16 protein-coding genes are annotated in these 22,434 nt (G+C 71.4%); 5 read left to right on the forward strand and 11 right to left on the reverse strand.

The genetic code is table 11. The features are described from left to right. The first annotated feature begins 618 nt into the window (after positions 1-618). Positions 619-1,398: a transcriptional repressor LexA gene (gene lexA / locus ABZ192_RS07375; protein WP_030845416.1), complete on the forward strand. Its 780-nt coding sequence runs from the start codon at positions 619-621 to the stop codon at positions 1,396-1,398. Positions 1,399-1,700: 302 nt separating this feature from the next. On the opposite strand, the gene ABZ192_RS07380 is transcribed toward lexA, so the two are convergent. From ABZ192_RS07380 to ABZ192_RS07395, 4 genes are all read right to left on the reverse strand, one after another. Further along, complete coding sequence (locus tag ABZ192_RS07380) at positions 1,701-3,677, reverse strand: ATP-dependent DNA helicase (RefSeq protein WP_356923545.1); 1,977 nt, start codon at positions 3,675-3,677, stop codon at positions 1,701-1,703. Positions 3,678-3,920: 243 nt separating this feature from the next. After that, complete coding sequence (locus tag ABZ192_RS07385; protein WP_356923546.1) at positions 3,921-4,736, reverse strand: GNAT family N-acetyltransferase; 816 nt, start codon at positions 4,734-4,736, stop codon at positions 3,921-3,923. A gap of 81 nt (positions 4,737-4,817) precedes the next feature. Continuing rightward, entirely contained in the window at positions 4,818-6,797 is a 1,980-nt protein-coding gene (locus tag ABZ192_RS07390; RefSeq protein WP_356923607.1) for an IucA/IucC family protein, read from the reverse strand. 322 nt (positions 6,798-7,119) lie between these two features. Continuing rightward, positions 7,120-8,529: a diaminobutyrate--2-oxoglutarate transaminase family protein gene (locus ABZ192_RS07395; protein WP_356923608.1), complete on the reverse strand. Its 1,410-nt coding sequence runs from the start codon at positions 8,527-8,529 to the stop codon at positions 7,120-7,122. A gap of 340 nt (positions 8,530-8,869) precedes the next feature. On the opposite strand from ABZ192_RS07395, the gene ABZ192_RS07400 reads away from it, so the two are divergent. Together ABZ192_RS07400 and ABZ192_RS07405 are read left to right on the forward strand one after the other, a co-directional pair. Continuing rightward, the gene (locus tag ABZ192_RS07400) at positions 8,870-10,093 is read left to right on the forward strand and encodes a hypothetical protein (protein ID WP_356923547.1); all 1,224 of its coding nucleotides are present in this window, start codon (positions 8,870-8,872) and stop codon (positions 10,091-10,093) included. A gap of 313 nt (positions 10,094-10,406) precedes the next feature. Further along, positions 10,407-11,609, forward strand: a complete 1,203-nt coding sequence (locus ABZ192_RS07405; RefSeq protein ID WP_356923548.1) for a hypothetical protein — start codon at positions 10,407-10,409, stop codon at positions 11,607-11,609. Between the two features lie 102 nt (positions 11,610-11,711). Here ABZ192_RS07405 and hflX read toward each other — a convergent pair whose 3' ends face one another. The 6 genes from hflX to miaA form a co-directional block, all read right to left on the reverse strand. Then, positions 11,712-13,205, reverse strand: a complete 1,494-nt coding sequence (gene hflX / locus ABZ192_RS07410; protein WP_356923549.1) for a GTPase HflX — start codon at positions 13,203-13,205, stop codon at positions 11,712-11,714. A 156-nt stretch (positions 13,206-13,361) separates the two neighbouring features. Beyond that, complete coding sequence (locus ABZ192_RS07415; protein ID WP_356923550.1) at positions 13,362-14,864, reverse strand: M1 family metallopeptidase; 1,503 nt, start codon at positions 14,862-14,864, stop codon at positions 13,362-13,364. Between the two features lie 509 nt (positions 14,865-15,373). After that, a complete protein-coding gene (locus ABZ192_RS07420) occupies positions 15,374-17,569 on the reverse strand; it encodes an HD domain-containing protein (RefSeq protein WP_356923551.1) in 2,196 nt (731 codons plus the stop codon). 301 nt (positions 17,570-17,870) lie between these two features. Beyond that, the gene (gene dapF, locus ABZ192_RS07425; RefSeq protein WP_356923552.1) at positions 17,871-18,743 is read right to left on the reverse strand and encodes a diaminopimelate epimerase; all 873 of its coding nucleotides are present in this window, start codon (positions 18,741-18,743) and stop codon (positions 17,871-17,873) included. Between the two features lie 152 nt (positions 18,744-18,895). Beyond that, positions 18,896-19,462, reverse strand: a complete 567-nt coding sequence (locus ABZ192_RS07430) for a hypothetical protein (RefSeq protein WP_356923609.1) — start codon at positions 19,460-19,462, stop codon at positions 18,896-18,898. Between the two features lie 108 nt (positions 19,463-19,570). Further along, on the reverse strand, positions 19,571-20,509 hold the full coding sequence (gene miaA / locus ABZ192_RS07435; protein ID WP_356923553.1) for a tRNA (adenosine(37)-N6)-dimethylallyltransferase MiaA: 939 nt from the start codon (positions 20,507-20,509) through the stop codon (positions 19,571-19,573). Positions 20,510-20,691: 182 nt separating this feature from the next. Here miaA and ABZ192_RS07440 point away from each other — a divergent pair, with 182 nt between their 5' ends. Together ABZ192_RS07440 and ABZ192_RS07445 are read left to right on the forward strand one after the other, a co-directional pair. After that, complete coding sequence (locus ABZ192_RS07440) at positions 20,692-20,964, forward strand: hypothetical protein (RefSeq protein ID WP_356923554.1); 273 nt, start codon at positions 20,692-20,694, stop codon at positions 20,962-20,964. Between the two features lie 26 nt (positions 20,965-20,990). After that, a complete protein-coding gene (locus ABZ192_RS07445; RefSeq protein WP_356923555.1) occupies positions 20,991-21,425 on the forward strand; it encodes an antitoxin in 435 nt (144 codons plus the stop codon). Between the two features lie 137 nt (positions 21,426-21,562). On the opposite strand, the gene ABZ192_RS07450 is transcribed toward ABZ192_RS07445, so the two are convergent. Beyond that, entirely contained in the window at positions 21,563-22,276 is a 714-nt protein-coding gene (locus tag ABZ192_RS07450; protein ID WP_356923556.1) for a class III extradiol dioxygenase subunit B-like domain-containing protein, read from the reverse strand. Between the last annotated feature and the right edge of the window lie 158 nt (positions 22,277-22,434).

Consider the following 22,434-nt stretch of genomic DNA (forward strand, 5'->3'; position numbering starts at 1 on the left):
TCCAACCCTCCTCACAGCAGACTCATAAGCATCGCTGGGCCTCTTGCGCCCCACGAAGCAGCCCCAAGCATAGGCGATGACCATGGCCGCGAAGACCGGGGGGACCACAACTTGTGGGCTACTGCTGCAATCCAACCACTAGATGTGGGGATTGGCTCATACATGCACGCCAATACGCGCGTGTCGCGCCCATAGCCGCAGGTGACGCGTGACCGGCCCAGCCACACCTGCCTCGACCGGCCTCGGTGGCACCATCGAACAGGCCCGGCCGGCCTCGCCGGCGGCATCCGTACGCGTACAGCCGTATCGCTGCAGCACATGCGGAGATACCGTGGTCGCCGCGAGGAGGGGACGTGGGACTCCCGCACAGATGAGGGCTGGTCCCGGGGCGGGAGAACGCCGGATGGCAGACTGGGCGGCAGACCCCGAGGCGATCACCCCGGCGGTGAAGAGTACAGCAATGGGCGCTTTTGCCCGCCAGGTGGAACGGTAGCCAATACACCCGGACACATGATCGCGTCAGCCGATTCGCGATTTTTTCACTCGAACGTGTGTTTGGCGCAACCTTTCGAAAGCAACTACCGTTGTCCAGCAGGGAGACCATCGAGAGGGGCCGACGTGACCACCACCGCAGACAGTGCCGCCATCACTGCCCAGGACCGCTCCCAGGGCCGACTGGAGCCGGTGCATGCGATGAACGAAGCCACGAACCCTGAGGGGCACAAGCGCTCCCTGCCGGGGCGACCTCCCGGCATCCGGGCGGACAGTTCCGGACTCACCGACCGCCAGCGCCGCGTGATCGAGGTCATCAGGGATTCCGTGCAGCGGCGCGGCTACCCGCCGTCGATGCGCGAGATCGGCCAGGCCGTGGGCCTGTCCAGCACGTCCTCCGTCGCACACCAGCTGATGGCGCTGGAGCGCAAGGGCTTCCTGCGCCGCGACCCGCACCGCCCCCGCGCGTACGAGGTGCGCGGTTCCGACCAGGCCGCCTCCGTGCAGCCCACGGACACCGCGGGCAAGCCGGCCGCGTCGTACGTCCCGCTGGTCGGCCGTATCGCCGCCGGTGGGCCGATCCTTGCCGAGGAGTCCGTCGAGGACGTCTTTCCCCTCCCCCGCCAGCTCGTCGGCGACGGTGAGCTGTTCGTGCTGAAGGTCGTCGGCGACTCGATGATCGAGGCCGCCATCTGCGACGGCGACTGGGTGACGGTCCGCCGCCAGCCGGTCGCCGAGAACGGCGACATCGTGGCCGCGATGCTCGACGGTGAAGCCACCGTCAAGCGCTTCAAGCGCGAGGACGGCCACGTCTGGCTCCTGCCGCACAACGCGGCCTACGAGCCGATCCCCGGCGACGACGCGACCATCCTCGGCAAGGTGGTGGCCGTACTGCGCCGCGTCTGAGTCTGCGCACCGCGTCGGGTGGGCCGCCCCGTCGGCCCGCCCTGTGACCGGGCCCCGGGACCCCTGCGCCGGTTCCGGGGCCCTGCGCTGTCCGGGCCCCGGTAGGCGGTGTCCGTCCCCGGTAGGCGGTCTCCGGAGGCTCAGGTGCGCGGGGGGGGCCTCCGGCTCCCGTGGGCCGGGAGAGGTCCGCCGGTTCCTGTGCGCGGGGTGTCCGGAGGCTCCGGTACGCGGCGTCAGAGCCCAGTACTCCTGGTGTGGGGGCGCCGGCCCACGGCTTTGTCGCCGCAGACCGGCCCCGAGACTCAGTCGGCTTCCGTCTGCCTCGCCACCGCGTCGATCGCCGCCAGCGACTTCCGTACCTGGTTGCGGTCCGTCGTGTACCAGAAGTCGGGCAGTGACGCCTTCAGATAGCTCCCGTAGCGGGCCGTCGCCAGACGCGGATCCAGTACGGCGACCACACCCCGGTCGCCCGACGCCCGTACGAGACGGCCGGCTCCCTGGGCCATGAGGAGCGCGGCATGGGTGGCGGCGACGGCCATGAAGCCATTGCCACCCGCGTCCTCCACGGCCTTCTGGCGGGCGCTCATCAGAGGGTCGTCCGGGCGCGGGAACGGGATCTTGTCCATGACGACCAGCTGACAACTGGGTCCGGGGACGTCCACGCCCTGCCACAGCGACAGGGTGCCGAACAGGCAGGTCTTCGGGTCGGCCGCGAAGTTCTTGATGAGCTCGCCGAGCGTCTCCTCGCCCTGGAGGAGAATCGGGAACTCCGGGATCCGGGAACGCAGTTCCTCGGCGGCCAGCTGGGCGCCGCGCATGGAGGAGAACAGGCCCAGCGTGCGGCCACCCGCCGCCTGGATGAGCTCCGTGAGCTCGTCGAGCATGTCCCCGCGGTCGCCGTCCCGCGCGGGGCGTGCCAGGTGCTTCGCGACGTACAGGATGCCCTGCTTGCGGTAGTCGAAGGGAGATCCGACGTCGATGCCCTTCCACTGCGGGAGGTCATCGCCCTCGGTACCTTCGGGGGCGAGCCCGAGGGACGCACCGATGCCGTTGAAGTCGCCGCCCAGCTTCAGCGTCGCGGACGTCAGGACCACGGAGCGGTCCGCGAAGAGCTTCTCCCGCAGCAGCCCCGAGACGGACATGGGGGCGACGCGCAGGGAGGCACCGAAGCGGTCGTGGCGCTCGTACCAGACCACGTCCCACTCGGAGCCGTTCGTGATCCGCTCCGCCACGTCGTGCACATTCTCCACGGAGGCCAGCGCCTGCTTGCGGACCGCGTCCTCGTCCTGGACGGACTTGTCGCGGGTCGTGCCGATGGCGGAGATGACGGTGCGGCACGCGTCGCGCAGTGCCATGAGGGCGTAGCCGAGATCCTCGGGAATCTCCTCCAGGCGGCCGGGCAGCGCGAGCTCCATCAGCCGTTCAAAGCCCTCGGCGGCGGTCTGGAGCTGGTCCGCCGCCTTCTCGTTGACGAGTTTCGCGGCCCGGCGCACCGCCCGGTTGACCTGGCCGGGACTGAGCTCACCGGTGGCGACTCCGGTGACGCGCGAGACCAGCTCATGGGCCTCGTCGACGATCAGCACCTCGTGCTGCGGAAGGACCGGGGCACCCTCGATGGCGTCGATCGCCAGCAGAGCGTGGTTGGTGACGATGACCTCCGAGAGCTTGGCGCGCTCGCGGGCCATCTCGGCGAAGCACTCCGCTCCGTACGCGCACTTCGAGGCGCCGAGGCACTCCCTCGACGACACCGACACCTGGGCCCAGGCCCGGTCCGAGATGCCGGGTGTGAGGTCGTCGCGGTCGCCGGTCTCGGTCTCGTCGGCCCAGTCGCGCACCCGCAGCAGGTCCTGGCCCAGCTTGCTGGTGGGCGCGGCCGCCTCGAACTGGTCGAAGAGGCCCTCCTCCTCGTCCTGCGGGACACCCTCGTGCATACGGTGCAGGCACAGGTAGTTCGACCGGCCCTTGAGCATCGCGAACTCCGGGCGGCGGCGCAGCAGGGGGTGCAGCGACTCGACCGTTCTCGGCAGGTCGCGCTCCACGAGCTGGCGCTGGAGGGCCAGGGTGGCGGTCGCGACGACGACACGCTCCCCGTGCGCTAGCGCGGGCACCAGGTAGCCCAGCGATTTACCGGTGCCGGTGCCGGCCTGGACCAGCAGGTGGGAGCCGTCGTCGATCGCCTCTGCGACCGCTTCGGCCATGGCCACCTGACCGGGGCGCTCCGTGCCGCCGACGGCAGTGACGGCAGCATGCAGGAGTTCGGGGAGTGAGGGCTTCGTCATAGCGCGACCACCCTACGACCCAGCACTGACAAACGGGCGATCAAGGCGGGGACGAGGGACGGGATCAAGACCTTGGGCTCCTCGGTACGGGTGGCTCGGATGGGTGGGTGGGGGTGGGCGGGAGGTCCGGCGGTTCTGCGGGGGACATGACGCCGGCGAGCAGCTCGAGAAATTTCTGCGGCGCGGGTGGGAACTGCGGCGGCCCGGGCCGCGTTCAATGAGTGATGAGGCGGTGACACAGCGCTACATCAAATACCGAGTGGACCGGTCTCGGACCATGAGGGCGGCTCGCTTGTCGGGCAGGTCGACCTCGGCGGAGAACCGGAAGCCGGCGGTCAGGAAGGCGGCGATGGAGGGGGTGTTGCAAATGTCGGGTTCCGCGATGACGCGTGCGCAGGAGGGCCGCTGCGCGAGTACGAGATCGGCTGTGGCTCGGAGCAGCAGACCGCCGAGACCACGGCCTCTGTCGGCGACAGCGCCGATCAGGAGGTGGATCCCGGTGTCGTGAGGCCGGGCCGGGTAGTGCCGGGCCAACGGGTCCAGGTCCGCCCGGTAGATCTCCCAATAGCTCATCGGCGTTCCGCCCAGTACGCCGATGCACGGCACGCTGCGGCCGTCGCCGGCCAGCTGGGACAGCACATGGTCCTCGGTCACGTGCTGGGGACCGGACAGCTTCCAGAAGGCCGCAGCGGCGGGGTCGTTCATCCAGCGGCTGATGAGCGGAAGATCGCGTTCGACGCGCACGGGGACGAGATGGAAGAGGCCCACGGGGGTGTCGGTCGGGCCCCAGTCGCCCACGCGGTCGAGGAGATCGTCCGACACGGAGGGCTGTGGGGTGCTCTGGCCCGGCCGCCAGACTCCCTGACTGCCGGACGTCTCGTCCGCGATGAGGGCGAGAAGTTCCTCGGGGAGCCGTAGGTCCAAGGTGTCGCTGGAGTCGACGTCTGCACTGGCATCGGAACCGGCGGCGAAACGGGCGTTGGAGCCGGCACCGGCGTTGACGTCGGCCGCGGCCGGAACAGCGGCACCGGCATCGGCGGTCGGGTCGGCGGAAGGCACCAAACGCTCCTCTCAGGAAAAGGGGTGAGGCGTGTCCTCAGGGATGAAGGAGGTCGGTTGTGTCCAGGGCAGTCAGGGTGATCACAGGTGCAGGGGGTTGGCGATGGTGACATAGACGGACTGGGTGTCGACCGGGCCGACGAGTTCGTCGAGGCCGTGGAGCCGGGTCAGCAAGTTGGCCTTGCAGCGCAGCACGGGTGAGTCGAGCAGCCGGGTCGGCAGCGAGGAGCGCAGCCGGCCTGGACCGGCGGCGAGGTTTCCGAGGAAACAACGGAAGGCGGCGAGCAGCAGCCGCTCATCGGCCAGCCCCTGGGAGCCGAACGCGCCGATGAGACCGAGGACGTTGTTGACCGCCAAGTAGTAGACGAAGCGCTCATCGGTGACCTCGTCGCAGACGAACGTGTCGCTCCGCTCACCGACGCCGGGCAGCCGGGCGTCGAGGTCCGCGCGCCGGGACTCGCGGAAGTAGTAGCCCTGGTTGTCGCGGTAACGGCCGCCCGCGGGCCATCCGTCGGAGTCCAGCAGGAGCAGGGTGTTCTGCTGGTGAGCCTCCAGGGCGATGCCGGCCTCACCGTCCAGCCAGAGGACGGGTCGCACGATGTGTTCGAGGTAGCGCAGGAACCACTCGGTGGCGACGGCTCCGCGGGGCCGACCGGTCCGGCGGGCGAGACGCGTGACGACTTCGGCCAGCCGGGACCGAAGGACCGGGCCGTGCATCTCCGGGCGGTCGTGAGCAGTTCCCGGCCGGGCAGATGAGCACGGGCGCGGGGAGACGAATCCGGCGACGCAGGAGACATCGTCCGAGGGGCTGAACGGGTTGTGGCGGATCACCACGTCCAGCCCGGTCAACGGGGCGCCGTAGGAGCCTCCGAAACCGCCGACACCTCCGGCGCCATCAGAACTCCCGGATCCACGGGGACTTCCGGATCCATCAAAACTCCCGGATACGTCGGATCCGTCCACAGCGATCCAGGCCGGGTCGCGCACGATGTCGAAGCACGGGTGAACGGCCCGCCATTGCTGCGCCAGTCCGCTGCGGAGCAGGCGGTGGACCTCGACACCGCGGTGGAGTTCCTTACGGAGGTTCTCACGACGGGAGTTGGTGATGCGCAGGCCCAGCGACAGCTTGAGCATCGCGGGGGCACCGGATCGGTAGACGGTTCGTACGGAGGAGGTGGGGTGCCAGGGAGCGCCGTGGGCGCCGAGGTCACGGAGCAGTCCGCTGTCGAGGAGGGCGGCGATCTCCGGGCGGTGCCGTACCTCACGTGCCTGCCACGGGTGCAGGGGCAGTAGGGCGTACCCGTCCGGCAGAGGCAGGTCGGCCCCGGCCAGGCGTGCGGTGAGTCGAGCCGCGGCGACAGGGCGACCGCGTTCGGTCCAGGCGGAGTCAGTGGAGAGGACGGAGGGGGCGACAGCCATCCAGTGCAGGGGGAAGGATCCACCCAACTCGGGTGAGTACAGCCGTGCTTCGGCCTGCGAGAGACCCTCGCGGCTCTTGGGGGTCGGGTGCAGGGGGTGTCCGAGGACGAGTGACTGTTCCGCGGTGAGGAAGAGATCGGGGCCGTCGAGCGGGAGTTGGCGACGGTCGCTGAGGAAGGAGGTGACGCGGCGGAGGGAGTCGGCGACACCCGCGACGAGTTCGACGCCGTCTACGCCACGGCCGCCGTTCTCATGGCCGGGACCATGACCATGGCCGTTACCTTGGCCTGGTCCGTGTCCGAGTCCGTCTACGGACGTTTCTCTGGAGAGCAAGGCCGCGATCGTGACGGCGTCGGCCGGCGGAGCGTGGTCAGGAGCGTCGGCAAGGCGCGGGAGGCCGAAGCGGTGCCAGCCCGTCGGGGACCAGTAGCGGACGGGGACGCTCAGGGCCGTGCCGCTGGCGGGCAGAGGGATGCGCAGAACCCCGTCGGCGGGGGCGGGTTGGCCGGTCTCGCGCACCCAGCAGCGCACCAGCGTCTCCACAGCTGCTGCCTGGGCGACAGTGCGCGGGTCAGGGTGCTCCAAAGGGTCGGTGACAACACCACCAGCCCTCAACTCGGCACCCCGCACCTCACCGCTCAGGCCCTCAGCGAGCTGCGCCTTCCCAGGCCTCTGAGACGGGACCGCGGAGACCGCCGGGTTCCCCCGATCGACCGGGTTCGCCGGGTCGACCGGGTTCCCCAGATCCACCGGATCCGCAAGGCTCGCCGACGCCTCCGACCCCCGGACATCAGCAGAGCCTCCTCCCGGCGTCGTGGCGTAGTCATCAGGCTTGGGGGCGGTGGCGTTCAAGGCAGGTACCTCGTTGGTCGGTTCCGAGACGGCGGACTGGAAGGCTCACGGCATCGAGGCTCACGGCATGGAGCTCACGGCATGGAGCTCATGGCATCGACGCACATGGCGTCTACGGCGCCGCTGCCGTACCCCCACCGCACCGGGTCGCCGCCCGAATCGCGTCGGCCAGGCGGTCCTGCACGGCGGCCGCCTGTTCGTCGGTGATCGTCAGGGGCGGCAGCAGCCGGACGACGCCGGCGTGCCGGCTGCCGAGTCCGACGATGAGGCCACGCCGCAGGCACTCCCGCTGGACGGCGGTTGCCAGTTCGGAGGCGGCGGGAAGAGGCTTCCCCGCGTCCCCGACCGCCTGCCCGACTTCCCCGGCAGCGCCCTCAGGATCCACGAACTCCACCCCGATCATCAGCCCCCGCCCCCGCACCTCCCCTACACACGGAAAGTCCCCGACCAGCCCTTGAAGTTGACTCAGCATGCGCGCCCCGAGAGTCGCCGCGCGTTCGGCGAGGTGGTTTTCCCGGACGTGGGTGAGAGTCGCGGTGCCGGCGGCCATGGCGAGTTGGTTGCCGCGGAAGGTGCCGGTGGGGGCGCCTGGTTCGGGGACGTCGAGGTCGTCACGGTGGACGACGACGGCCAGCGGCAGGCTGCCCCCGATGGCCTTGGACAGGACCATCACGTCGGGGGTCACTCCGCTGTGCTCCACGGCCCAGAAGGCGCCGGTCCGCCCGACACCCGTCTGGATCTCGTCAGCGATCAAGGGGACGGACCGGTCGGCCGTGAGCTGCCGCATGCGCCGCAGCCACGCGTCCGGTGCCGGGATCACTCCGCCCTCGTCCTGGACGGGCTCGACGATCATCCCCGCGGGGAGCGAAGCGCCGGGCCCGGGGTCGTCGAGGACGGACTCGGTCCAGCGGGCGGCGAGTTCGGCCCCACGCTCGCCCCCGACGCCGAAGGGACAGCGGTACTCCTGTGGGTAGGGCAGGCGGGCGATCCGTACGTCGTGGGCGGCGGCGGACGCGTCGAATGTCCCGGCCGCCCTTCCGTGGGAGGCACCGGTGAACGCGATGAGGCCGGTCCGGCCGGTCGCCGCGCGCACCAGGGCGCAGGCGGTCTCCACTGCGTCGCTGCCGGCCGGTCCGCAGAAGAGCACGCGGGCCCGGTCGGCGAGCCCTGGGGGCAGAGTGCGGAACAACTCGGTGATGAAGGCGTCTTTGACGGGGGTGGCCAGGTCGAGCGCGTTCAGGGGCGCGCCGGAGTCGAGGACCTTGCGGATGGCTTCCAGGACGACCGGATGGTTGTGCCCCAGGGCGAGCGCGCCGGCGCCGGAGAGGCAGTCCAGGTAGCGGCGGCCGTCCGCGCCCTCGATGGTCAGTCCCCGGGCCCGCACCGGCACGATCGGCAGGGCGCGGGCGTAGGTGCGGGCCGCGGACTCGCGCGCCGACTGGCGGCGAAGAATCCCTTCGTGAGCGGCGCGCGCTCCCGGTGCCGTGCCGTCGACGGCACCGGGGAGGGCCCTCACCGGCATACGCCCCACAGCGGCCTCCTCGGACGCACATCCCCCATGGGTGGTTTCCGTCACGACTTCCCTGACCTCCCACTGGGCACGGGCACAGAGGACCGCACACAGACAGCAGGCCCCCAACCGCTACCAACCCCGATCCGCTCACCGGGTTACGGGTTCCCTCAAGATCCTTTCCGTGACGGAACTGTTGCGGTTCCGTCGGGCCGCCCCCACAGCCACCGCATAGTGTGTGGTGCCGTTCCCGGACGCCGTGAGCTTGGCCTGAACTCCCCGTGAGTCGACGGAAACCAGGCCCTGAGTACCGGTTCGTCCATGTTCGTTACGTACCAGGGGGAGTCACATCATGCGATCCACACGGCCGTCGTCCACCACCAGCCGAGGCGGGAGGGCGCGCCGCGGGAACTCCCCCGTACTGGCCGCGGTGGCCCTCGCCTCGGCGCTCGCGCTGACCGCCACCGCCTGCGAGTCGGGCGACGCCGCGGCGGGCGGGGAGGCCTCCGCGTCGGCCGGCGCCTCCGACGACGGCAAGCTGAGGATCCCGGACGACATCAGGGACCGGCTCCGCGAGCACGGGATCGACATCGACAAGTGGAAGAACGGCGCCTGGAAGAACTGGGACCGGGACGACTGGCTGCGCGAGGCCAACGAGTACATCAACCCGATCATCGAGGGGCTCTGGGACCCGGACCGGATGCGGGACGCCGAGGAGCCCGACCAGGGCGTCGACGACAGCGACCTCTCCGGTGACCAGGGAGTGACCGATCCCACGCCCGAGCCGGTCGAGGCGCAGGCCGTGCCGCCGTCGTACCACGCCAACGCGCCGACGGCCGGGAAGGTGTTCTTCGACTCCCCCAAGGGCTCGGCCGTCTGCTCGGCGACGGTGGTGAAGGACCCGGCCCACCCGGGCAAGTCCAACCTCGTGTGGACGGCGGGCCACTGCGTGCACGCGGGCAAGAAGGGCGGCTGGTACCGCAACATCGCGTTCGTGCCGTCGTACAACGACGACGGCAAGCCGGTCGCGGAGCTGGAGAACGCCACCAGGCAGGACGTCGCTCCCTACGGCGTCTGGTGGGGAGACTGGGCGCAGACCTCGGACCAGTGGATCGAGCAGGGCGGCTCGACCGGCGGGGACGGCGCGCCCTACGACTTCGCGGTCATCCATGTGACGCCGGAGAAGGGCAGCGGCGGCAAGTCACTGGAGGAGACGGTCGGTTCGGCGCTGCCGGTGGACTTCAGGGCTCCCGCCGTACCGAAGGTGAAGAGCGTCACGGCGATCGGCTACCCGGCCGCGCCTCCGTACGACGGGCAGAAGCTGTACCGGTGCCAGGACCAGCCGGGCCGGTTGTCGGTCACCGCGTCGGATCCGACGATGTACCGCATCGGCTGCACGATGACCGGCGGTTCGTCCGGCGGAGGCTGGGTCGCGACCGGCTCGGACGGCAAGCCCGCCCTAGTGTCCAACACCTCGATCGGCCCGGTGACGTCGGGCTGGCTGGCCGGTCCGCGCCTGGGCGAGGTGGCCAAGGGCGTGTACGACTCGGTCAGCGGGAAGTTCGCGGGCCGCTGACGGCCGGCTGATCGCAGTCGGCGGTGGGGTGGCCCGCCTGGTGCACCGGCAGCGCACCCCGTGCACCCGCAGCGCACCCCGTGCACCCCGTGCACCCCGTGCACCCGCAGCGCACCCGGTGCACCCACAACGCACCGGCGCACGGGGCGCACCGGCGCACCGGCCCGTGGACTCACGGAAACCTTCACCACCCCACCCCGGTACACCCTCAACTCCACGGGCATAGTGGGGTTTCGCGCCGGGGTCGGCGCCCACATCCATGACATGCACACGCAGCACCACAGGGTCACGCACCAACGGGGGTCATCGCACCATGCGTTCCACACGTACGCCCGCAGAGCCGAGGCGCGGGCGGCGCAGCGCTCTCGGAGCCACCGGGCTCGTCGCCGCTCTGGCGCTCACCGTGACCGCCTGTGAGGGTTCGGCGGACTCGGCGAGCGACAAGCCCGACGCCACCACCTCGCAGGCCGCGGACGGCGCCGGCAAGGTCGAGATCCCGGCCGATCTCGCCGGCAAGCTCAAGGAGCACGGGATCGACGTCGACCGGTGGAAGGACGGCGGCTGGAAGGACTGGGACAAGGACAAGTGGCTCAGTGAGGCCAAGGACTTCGTCAACCCGGTGATCGAGGGCCTCTGGAAGCCGGAGCGCATGCAGTCCGCGAAGGAGGCCGACAAGACGGTCACGACGAAGGACGCGTCGGCCGGCCAGGGCGTCCGCGACCCGGATCCGGCGCCGGTCCGGGCGCAGGCCGAGAAGACGCCGTACCACCGGAACGCCGCCCCGGTCGGCAAGGTCTTCTTCGACTCCCCCGACGGCCCGGCCGTCTGCTCCGGCACGGTGATCAAGGACGTCAACCACCCGGGCAAGTCCAACCTGGTGTGGACGGCGGGCCACTGTGTGCACGCCGGCGGCAACGGCGGCTGGTACCGCAACCTCGTGTTCGTCCCGGCCTACAACGACCTCGGCAAGTCAGAGACTGAGCTGAGCGACGCGAACCCGACCGAGGTGGCCCCGTACGGCAACTGGTGGGCGGACTGGGCCTCGACCTCGAACCAGTGGATCCAGGGCGGCTCGGAGACGGGCGGCGACGGAGCGGCGTACGACTACGCCGTGCTGCACGTGAAGCCCGAGCAGGGTGCCAAGTCCCTGGAGGAGACGGTCGGTGCCGCGCTGGACGTGGACTTCTCCGCGCCGTCCGCGGCCGAGGCCGCCAAGATGGGCGCTTGGGGCTACCCGGCGGCGCCGCCCTTCAACGGGCTGAAGATGTTCAAGTGCGTCGACGTCCCGGGCCGGTTCTCGCTCAGCCCGAGCCTGCCGACGATGTACCGCATCGGCTGCTCCATGACCGGCGGTTCGTCCGGCGGCGGCTGGTTCCGGGTGGTGAACGGCAAGTCCGTACTGGTCTCCAACACCTCGATCGGCCCGGCCGACAACACCTGGCTGGCCGGCCCGCAGCTGGGTCGCGACGCCGAGGCGCTCTACCAGAACATGAGCAAGACGTACGGCGGTCGCTGACCGGAGCATGATGAAGGCCCGCTCCCTGCGGACAGGGGGCGGGCCTTCTCACATCAAGGGCTCGTTCACATCAGAGCCTTCTCACATCAAGGCCTCGAGCCGTCAGAGTGCCGGCGCCGGGACGTACGGCGCGAGTTCCGCCGCCAGCTCCTCGTGCACCCGCACCTTGAGCAGGGTGCCCTCCGGAGTGTGCTCCTTGGAGAGGATCTCGCCCTCGTCGTAGGCACGGGCGACCAGCTTGCCGTGCGTGTACGGCACGAGGGCCTCGATCTCGACCGACGGGCGCGGCAGCTCGTTGTCGATGAGCGCGAGCAGCTGGTCGATGCCCTGGCCGGTGCGGGCCGAGACGGCCAGGGACCGCTTCTCGACGCGCAGCAGCCGCTGGAGCGTCAGCGGGTCGGCCGCGTCAGCCTTGTTGATCACGACGATCTCGGGCACATCGGTGGCGCCGACGTCCCTGATCACCTCGCGCACGGCGGCCAGCTGCTCCTCCGGGTTCGGGTGCGAACCGTCCACCACGTGCAGGATCAGGTCGGACTCGCCGACCTCCTCCATCGTGGAGCGGAACGCCTCGACCAGGTGGTGGGGCAGATGGCGCACAAACCCGACCGTGTCGGCCAGCGTGTACAGCCGGCCGCTCGGGGTCTCGGCCCGGCGCACGGTCGGGTCGAGGGTCGCGAACAGGGCGTTCTCGACCAGCACGCCCGCGCCGGTGAGGCGGTTGAGCAGCGAGGACTTGCCGGCGTTGGTGTAGCCCGCGATGGCGACCGAGGGCACCTTGTGGCGCTTGCGCTCCTGCCGCTTGATCTCGCGGCCGGTCTTCATGTCCGCGATCTCCCGGCGCATCTTCGCCATCTTCTCGCGGATCCGCCGCCGGTCCGTCTCGATCTTGGTCTCACCGGGACCACGGGTGGCGAGGCCGCCGCCCTTGCCGCCGCCCATCTGCCGGGACAGCGACTGACCCCAGCCGCGCAGCCTCGGCAGCATGTACTGCATCTGCGCGAGCGCGACCTGCGCCTTGCCCTCTCGGGACTTGGCGTGCTGGGCGAAGATGTCCAGGATGAGAGCGGTCCGGTCGATGACCTTGACCTTGACGACGTCCTCGAGGTGGATCAGCTGGCCCGGGCTGAGCTCACCGTCGCAGATGACGGTGTCCGCGCCCGATTCGAGGACGATGTCGCGCAGCTCCTCGGCCTTGCCGGAGCCGATGTAGGTGGCCGCGTCGGGCTTGTCGCGACGCTGGATCACACCGTCGAGCACCAGCGCACCGGCCGTTTCCGCGAGGGCGGCGAGCTCCGCGAGGGAGTTCTCCGCGTCCTGCGCGGTTCCCGTGGTCCAGACGCCGACGAGCACGACCCGCTCCAGACGGAGCTGGCGGTACTCGACCTCGGTGACGTCCTCGAGCTCGGTGGAGAGGCCCGCCACGCGGCGTAGAGCCGCGCGCTCGGAGCGGTCGAGCTGATCGCCGTCCCACTCTCCGTCGATCTCGTGGCTCCAGGCGACGTCCTCTTCCATCAGGGCATCGGCCCGAAGACCCTCGGGGTGGCTGTGCGCGAAGCGCTTGGTGTCCTGGGAAGGGGAAGAAGAGGAGGTCATTGGATCCTTACGTAGCTGGGAAACCGTTTTCGGCGACGGAGCGCTGCGAGCTTTCCGTCACCGGGCATAACGCGCGAGCCTGCCGGGAGATTCCCGGCGCCCCGTGCCCCGCCGACCTGAAGATAGTCGCACGGCACGGGGCGTCTCGTCACCGTGTTATCGAGCGGCCGGCTCCGCGGGCGCGGCCGGCGTCCAGTCCGGGTGCCCCGGCATCGGCGGGGTCTTCTCTTCGTACAGCCAGCCCTGGAAGAAGCCGTCCAGGTCGCGCCCGGAGATCTCGGCGGCGAGCCGGACGAAGTCCTCCGTGGTGACGGTGTCGTCCTGGTACCGGTCGGCCCAGGCGCGTTCCAGGCGCTCGAAGGCCGGGCGGCCGATCTCCTCCCGCAGGGCGTACAGCACGAGCGCGGCGCCGTCGTAGACGTTGGGCCGGAAGATGCTGGTCTTGCGGCCCGGCTCGGGTGCCTTCGGGGCGGCGGGTGGTCCGCCGGAGGCGCGCCAGCGGTCGGAGGCGCCGTACGCGGCCTTCATACGGTCCCGCATCGGCTTGCCGGCCTGCTCCTCGGCGTACAGCGCCTCGTACCACGTGGCGTGTCCCTCGTTGAGCCACAGGTCGGACCAGGTGCGGGGGCCGACGCTGTTGCCGAACCACTGGTGGGCCAGCTCGTGGACCATGATCGACTCGACGTACCAGGCGGGGTAGACGGACTCGGTGAACAGCTCCCGTTCGAACAGGGAGAGCGTCTGGGTCTCCAGTTCGAAGCCGGTGGAGACGTCGGCCATGAGCAGGCCGTACGTCTCGAAAGGGTAGCGGCCGACCTTGCTCTCCATCCAGGCGAGCTGCTCCGGGGTCTTCTCCAGCCAGGGTTCGAGCGCCTTGCGGTGCTTGGCCGGGACGACGTCCCGTAGGGGCAGCCCGTGGGGGCCGGTGCGGTGCAGCACGGTGGAGCGGCCGATGGAGACCTGGGTGAGCTCGGTGGCCATGGGGTGCTGGGTGCGGTACGTCCAGGTGGTCGACCCGCCGGACCGGTCCACGCCGGCGGGCAGCCCGTTGGCGACGGCCGTGTGACCGTCGGGTGCGGTGACCCGGATGGTGAACATCGCCTTGTCGGAGGGGTGGTCGTTGCACGGGAACACCAGGTGCGCGGCGTCGGCCTGGTTGGCCATGGCGAGGCCGTCCGCGGTACGCAGCCAGCCGCCCTCGCGCCCCTCGGCGGGCACGGGGTCGCTGGTGTGCCACACGGTGATCCGCATCCAATTGCCGTCCGACACGGAGTCCTCGGGCGTGATCACGAGATCCTCACCGGCTGTGCTGAAGGTGGCGGGCTCACCATCGACCTCGACCGAGTGGACGGTGCCGTGGGCGAAGTCCAGGTTGACGCGGTCCAGGTCGGCGGTGGTCCAGGCGTCGATGGTGGTCACGGCCCGCAGCGGTTCGCTGTTGCTGCCGTGATAGGTGAAGGAGAGGTCGTACGACGCGACGTCGTAGCCGGGGTTGCCCAAGTACGGGAAGAGGCGGTCGCCGACGCCGAGCGGGACGACGGGGGCGCTCGCGGCGACGAGGCAGACGGCGACGGCCGAGGCGAGCAGCGCCGCGGACGTCCGCCGACGACAGGATCGGGAACGGGGGCGGGGGCGGGTGCGGTGGGGGGTGAGGCGCATGCCTCACGGCTATCAGCGCGCGCGTGCGCGGCGCGGACGACGCGCGTTCGTCCCACCCGAACCGGGGACCGGGGCCTGCGCCGGGTGCCGCCCCAGGTCGGACGGCCGCCGCCCGGGCGGGCTCAGCCGACACCGTATCCGTGGCCGGTGCCCAGTCGGACTGCGCCGGCACCGTACCCGGTAGCCGCCGCCCAGTTCGGGCTCAGCCGGCCCCGAAGCCGGTGACCGCAGCCGGAGCGTGCTCATGCGGCCCGGTCGGTGACCGCCGCCGGAGTCTGCTCAGCCGGCCCCGTCGGTGACCGCAGCCGGAGCGTGCTCAGCCGGCCCCGTCGGTGACCGCCGCCGGAGCGTGCTCAGCCGGCCCCGTCGGTGACCGCCGCCGGAGCGTGCTCAGCCGGCCCCGTCGGTGACCGCAGCCGGAGCGTGCTCAGCCGGCCCCGTAATCGGTGGCCGACGCCCCCAGGCGGGCTGCCGACCCGTATCCGGTCGGTGCCCGACGCCGTGCGGGCTCAGCCGCCCTGCGTCTGCGGCTGGGCCCGGGTGACGTCGTAGACCCCGGCCACATTGCGCATCGCGCGCATGAGGGCGGGCAGGTGGGCCGCGTCCGGGAGCTGCACCGTGTACGTGTGACGGACCTGCTGCTGGGTCGGGGGTTCGACCGTCGCTGAGACGATCTCGGCGCCTTCGAGGGCCATGGCCTCCGTGAGGTCCGCGAGCAGATGGGGACGGACGAACGATTCGGCGACGAGTGTGACCCGGCACTCGGTGGCCTCACCCCAGCGCACGCCGACCTCCGCGCGCCCCGCGTCCTTCATACGCGCCACCGCCGCGCACTCGACGCGGTGGACGGTGACCGCTCCCCCGCGTACGGCGAAGCCGGTGATCTCGTCGGGCCGTACGGGCGTACAACAGCCGGCGAGCCGGACGGTCGCGCCGGGCCGGTCAGTGAGGACGTTGCCGCCGGCCGGGCGTGCGGCCGGCTGCTCGGGCGCAGACCCGGCCGGATCCGGCGCGTCGGCGGTCGCGTGCTGGACAGCCGCGGCGCGCTCCTCGGCCTGCCGGTCCTCCCGGGCCTCGGTCTGCTGGGCCTCTGCCTGCGCGGGGTGGGCGGCCAGCCAGCGCTGGATGGCGATCCGGGCCGCGGGCGTGTGCGCGTGATCCAGCCACTCCCGGGAGGGCTCGGACGCCGGGTCCTGGCCCATGAGGAGCTGGACGGTGTCGCCGTCCTTCAGGACGGTGCTCAGCGTCGCCAGACGGCCGTTGACGCGGGCGCCGATGCACGCGTGCGCGTCCTCGCCGTACTGCGCGTACGCGGCGTCCACACAGGTCGCCCCCTCGGGCAGGCCGATCGTGCCGCCGTCGGGCCGGAAGACCGTGATCTCGCGGTCCTGGGCGAGGTCCTCGCGCAGGGTCGACCAGAAGTGGTCCGGGTCGGGTGCCGCCTCCTGCCAGTCGAGGAGCCGGGAGAGCCAGCCGGGGCGGGTGGGGTCGACGCGCTCGCCGTCGGCCGGATCGTCGGGGGCGGGTGCGTACGGGTTGCCGAGGGCGACGACGCCGGCCTCGGCGACCTTGTGCATCTGGTGCGTGCGGATGAGGACTTCGACGACCTGGCCGTCCTCGCGGGCGACGGCCGTGTGCAGCGACTGGTACAGGTTGAACTTCGGTACGGCGATGAAGTCCTTGAACTCCGAGACGACCGGCGTCATGCAGGTGTGGAGTTCGCCCAGGACGCCGTAGCAGTCGGCGTCCTCGTTGACCAGCACCAGCAGGCGGCCGAAGTCGGAGCCGCGGAGCCGGCCGCGTTTGCGGGAGACCCGGTGCACGGAGACGAAGTGGCGGGGCCGGATGAGGACTTCCGCCGGGATGTCCGCCTCTCGCAGCACGGTGCGCACCTCGTCGGCGACCTCGGCGAGCGGGTCGTCCGCGCGGGCGGCGTTGCGGACGATCAACTCCCTGGTGTGCTCGTACTCCTCGGGGCGCAGGATCGCGAAGACGAGGTCTTCCAGTTCGGTCTTGAGCGCCTGGACGCCGAGCCGTTCGGCGAGCGGGATCAGCACGTCACGTGTCACCTTCGCGATGCGCTCCTGCTTCTCGGGGCGCATGACGCCGAGGGTGCGCATGTTGTGCAGCCGGTCGGCGAGTTTGATCGACATGACGCGGACGTCGTTGCCGGTGGCGACGAGCATCTTGCGGAAGGTCTCGGGCTCGGCGGCGGCGCCGTAGTCGACCTTCTCCAGTTTGGTGACGCCGTCGACGAGGTAGCGGACCTCCTCGCCGAACTGCTCGCCGACCTGGTCGAGCGTGACGTCCGTGTCCTCGACGGTGTCGTGGAGCAGGGACGCGGTCAAGGTCGTGGTCTCGGCGCCGAGTTCGGCGAGGATCAGGGTCACGGCGAGCGGGTGCGTGATGTACGGCTCGCCGCTCTTGCGCATCTGGCCGCGGTGCGAGGACTCGGCCAGGACATAGGCGCGGCGCAGGGGTTCGAGGTCCGCGTCGGGATGGTGGGCGCGGTGCGCGTCGACGACGTGGCTGATGGCGTCGGGCAGCCGGCCGCGGGCGGCGGGGCCGAGCAGCGCGGCGCGGCCCAGGCGGCGCAGGTCGATCCGGGGGCGCGACTTTCTGCGCGGGGCTGTCGGCGTCACGGGCCCTGACACCGCGCCCGGCATCGGGCCTGGGGTCACGGAATTCGTGGCCTCCGCACTCATGGGCACCTCCGGCTGCATGGACCGGCGGACGGGGTGCCCCAGGGCGGACACGGCTCAGGGGGTGGCTTCGGTCCCCCGTCCGGGCCGGTGCTTGATGCTACCGAGCCCACCACGCGTGGCTGACCGCCTCTCGCCGAGCGTGAAACTGATCACCCATTCGAGGGATGAATGTGAAGTTTGCACCCCGGTACGTCACGGCCCTTACGGTTTCGTTCCCGCCAAGTGGCCGGTTCTTTACGACTGTTTCGGGTCGGGCGGCCGACACCGGGCGGTAATTTCCGGACGGCCGGCCGCGCCCCGCTCACGCGTGCGTGGCGGTCGCCAGCCACTCCGCGTCGATCTCGCCCTCGGCGACGATCACCGCAGGGCCCGTCATCTCGATCTCGCCGTCGGGCCGCTCGGTGATCACCAGGGTGCCGCCGGGCACGTCCACGGTGTACGTCGCCGGGGTGCCGGTGGCCGTCGGGTCGGCACCGTCGCGGCGGGCGGCGGCCACGGCGACCGCGCACGCGCCCGTGCCGCAGGAGCGGGTCTCGCCGGCGCCGCGCTCGTGCACGCGCAGCGCGACGTGCCCGGGGCCGCGGTCGACCACGAACTCGACGTTCACGCCGTCCGGATATGCGGCGGCCGGGCTGAAGGGCGGCGGCGAGAGCAGGTCTCCGGCGTGGGACAGGTCGTCCACGAAGGCGACCGCGTGCGGGTTGCCCATGTTGACGTTCCGCGCGGGCCAGCTGCGCTCGCCGACGCTCACCGTGACGTCGCCCTCGGGGAGCAGCGCCTTGCCCATGCCCACGGTGACGTCACCGTCCTTGGCGATGTGCACGGTCTTCACGCCCCCGCGCGTGGCGACGGTGAGATCCCCTTCGGCGACGTGTCCGGCGCGCTGGAGGTAGCGCGCGAACACCCGCACGCCGTTGCCGCACATCTCCGCGATCGAGCCGTCCCCGTTGCGGTAGTCCATGAACCACTCCGCCTCGGGCGCCATGGCCTTCGCCTCGGGATGCGCCGCGGATCGCACCACGTGCAGCAGTCCGTCACCGCCGATGCCCGCGCGGCGGTCGCAGAGGACGGCGACGGCGGCCGGGGGCAGGTCGATGGCGTTCTCGGGGTCCGGGACGATCACGAAGTCGTTCTCGGTGCCGTGGCCCTTGAGGAAGGGGATCCGCGTGCTCATTCCTCGATCGTACGGTCTGCTCCGCGGGTCGAGCCGAAGGAGGGTGCCGGGGGGTTCCGGGCCGTGGTTTCCTGCGGGTGCATCGTGGCTTGTCGCGCCCACGCGGCGGAGCCGCATATCGACACAGCCCCGCGCCCCTTATGGGGCACGCTTCAGCGGAGCCGTGCTACTCGCCAGACCGCCAGTACGACCACTGCGGCCACCATCACCGCGTACGCGAGGACGACCCGCCAGTCCGGTCTGCGGCCCGAGCCCTTGGTCGGCAGGCCCGGCAGGGTGTAGCCCACGCGGCGGGCGGCCATCATGCCCCAGCCGGCCGCGCACGAGCAGATCAGCAGCCCGAGCATGGCGATCACGGCCCCGCTGTCGCCGAAGTCGAAGGCGAGCGGGAACGCGAACATCAGGGAGCCGAGCGCGGCCAGGCTCACGATGGGCGCGAGCTGCCAGATGCGCAGCCTGCGCTGCGGGCGCAGCTCGACCTCGACCTCGCCCGCGAACATCTCCTCGGGCTCGGGGCCGTCGTCCGTCACACCCTGCGTCTCGTCGGGACCGTCGGAGCTGAGACGGTCCGACTCCTGCTCCGGTCCGTTCCCGTGCTCCGGTCCGTTCCCGTGCTCGGGTCCGTCCCGGTGCTCCGGGTCATCCCGGCGCTCGGGGTCATCCCGGTCGGCGGTGATGTGATCGGTGCCTTGTGCGGTGTCGCGAGGGCCGGCCTCCATCGCCACGCGCCCTCCCAACTAGGACTCAACTCGGTCGATCGAAGCTCGATGATGGCACGCCACCGCAGGCCCGGATGACGGCCTGGGCGTCCCGATGCCATGACGTGATCAGGCTGTAACCGGTCGTTCGACCAAAGACAGCGCGAGCTGCGGAAGTTCCGTGCGATCGGCCGCGGCCCCACTCAACCAGTGCACCCGCGGATCGCGCCTGAACCATGAATCCTGACGGCGCGCGAAGCGCTTGGTGGCACGTACGGTCTCGGCCCGCGCGTCCTCCAGGGTGCACTCCCCGGCGAGCGCCGCGAGCACCTGCTGGTAGCCGAGCGCGCGCGAGGCGGTACGCCCCTCGCGCAACCCTTGCGCCTCCAGTGCGCGCACCTCGTCCACGAGGCCGGCCTCCCACATCCGGTCGACCCGGCGCGCGATGCGCTCGTCCAGCTCGGGCCGGGCCACGTCGACACCGATCTGGATCGTGTCGTACACGGAGTCGTGCCCGGGGAGGTTGGCGGTGAAGGGCCTGCCGGTGATCTCGATCACCTCCAGGGCCCGGACGACCCGTCGGCCGTTGCTCGGCAGGATCGCCCGCGCGGCCTCGGGGTCGGCCGCGGCCAGCCGGGCGTGCAGGGCGCCCGAGCCGCGCAGCGTGAGTTCTTCCTCCAGGCGGGCGCGGACCTCGGGGTCGGTGCCCGGGAACTCCAGGTTGTCGACGGCCCCTCGCACATACAGTCCGGAGCCGCCCACCAGGATCGGCCAGCGACCCTCGGCGAGCAGGGCCTCGATCCGCTCGCGGGCCAGGCGCTGGTACTCGGCGACGGACGCCGTGACGGTCACGTCCCAGATGTCCAGGAGGTGGTGGGGTACGCCACCTCGCTCTTCGGGCGTCAGCTTGGCGGTGCCGATGTCCATCCCTCGGTAGAGCTGCATGGAGTCGGCGTTGACGACCTCGCCGCCGAGACGCTGGGCCAGGAAAACGCCCAGATCGGACTTTCCGGCCGCAGTCGGTCCGACAACGGCGATGACGCGGGGGGTGGGGGGTGCACTGCTCACGGCCCCAGTCTCGCAAACCTCGAACCCCGCTCTCGAACGAGTTACGTGACGCCACGGCCGCGGGGTCGTTGCCCGTTGCGAGGTTCCTGCCGCCGGATCGCAGAGGCGGTGGCCCGGGTCGCGCAAACGGACGCACCGGGCGACGCGGGATTTCGCTCGCACGAGTAACGTATGGAGTGGATATGGGCGTTTTTGCACGACTTCTCCGGCGGTCCAAGGCCACGGAGGAGGCGGCTCCTGCCGCTGAGGCTCAGGCCGACGAGGCGACGGCCGGTACCGAGGCGGAGGAAACGGCAGGGGAAGAGGCGGCGAAGGGGGCTGACGGGGCAGCGGAAGCGGCCGAGCCGGTGGCGGAGGCGGCCGAGGTCACGCAGACCGAAGGCGTCGACATCCCCAAGCAGCAGTCCACCGACAAGGCGGCCGACAACGAGGCCGGCGAGGGCGCCCGCACCTGACCGCCCCGCGCGAGGGAAGGTGAACCATGGGTCTCCTGGACAACGTGAAGGCCAAACTGGGCCCGGCCAAGGGCAAGGTCTCAGACCTCGCACAGCGGCACGAGGACAAGATCCAGCACGGCCTCGACAAGGCCGCGCAGGTCGTCGACAAGAGGACCAAGGGCAAATACAGCGACAGGATCCAGTCGGGCACGGGCAAGGCCAAGGGCGCCATGGACCGACTCGCGCACAAGAGCGACAGCGGGGCGGGCACGGGCGGCACGACGCCGCCGCCGGGCCCGGCCGACACCATGCCGCCGGACACGGGCCGTAAGGCACCGTCGGACACCACCGGCACGGCACCGTCGGACACCACCCGCACGGCGCCGCCGGACCAGGGCCGCACGGCACCTCCGCGGGACGCCGGAGGCACCCCGCCGCCGGACGCACCACCGCGGGACGCGCCACCGCCCACGTCCTGAGCGGACATCGACGCACCAGGTCCTGACCAGACATCGGCACACCGAAGGGCACATCGGCGGACGGCCGCGGAGCACGAGGGCTCCCGGCCGTCCGCCGTTTCCCGTGTCCCGCTGCGGTGGCCGTCCTGACGCCGGGGCTACGACCAGATGGCCACGAGGTATCCCACCCCGTACGGCGCGTCCTCGTACAGCAGTGATCCGCCGAGGTCCGCGCCCTCGGCCGCGCCCGCCAGCACCTGCCAGGGCGCCCGGCCGGAGGCCTTCAGTTCGCGCGCCAGCCCCGTGTCCAGGGCCGTGAGCGCGGCCACGTCCGCCGTGCCCAGTGCGCGCGCGGCCTCCGCGTCGAAGGGCGCCGCCCGTTCGTCCAGATATCCCGGGGCCTTGAGCGTCCGGGACGCGCTGGCGTCCCCCATCACCAGCAGCGCTACCCGCTCGGCCCGTGAGGCGAGGTCCCGTCCGATCCGGCCGCACCGCTCGGGCTCGAGCCGGTCCCCCACGCCGAGTCCCTCGACCGGGGCGTCGGACCACCCGGTCCGCTCCAGCAGCCATGCGGCCACCGCCAGCGAGTACGGCAGCCGTTGGTCCGCGGACGCGCCCGCGTCCCGTCCCAGCCGTACGTCGAGATCGACGCCGAAGCCCCGGAACGAGCCCCGTGTGCCCTCCGGGTAGGCCACGGGCCCGGCACTCTGCACCGGCCCGACGACCACGAGCCTGCCGGGCCGGGCGGCGGCGAGCACACCCAGCGCGTCCGTGCAGGCGGCCCGCGCGGCGTCCAGCTCCGGAGCGGCGCCCGCGGCGACGTCCGGCACCAGCAGGGGCGGGCAGGGGCAGACAGCGGCGGCGACAAGCATGATCGGCAGGGTAACCCAGCAGGACACAGGCCCTGCCGAGCCCTGCGCGGTCAGCTCCGGGGGCGGGGGGCGGGGGGCCGGCGGCGGCGCCGCCCGCGCCCCGGGCCGCCCCCCCGCGCGGCGCGGGGCCCCCCCCCGCGGCCCCGCCCCCCCCCCGC

Source organism: Streptomyces sp. NPDC006235 (assembly GCF_040613735.1).
In the GTDB taxonomy this organism is placed as follows: Bacteria; Actinomycetota; Actinomycetes; order Streptomycetales; family Streptomycetaceae; genus Streptomyces.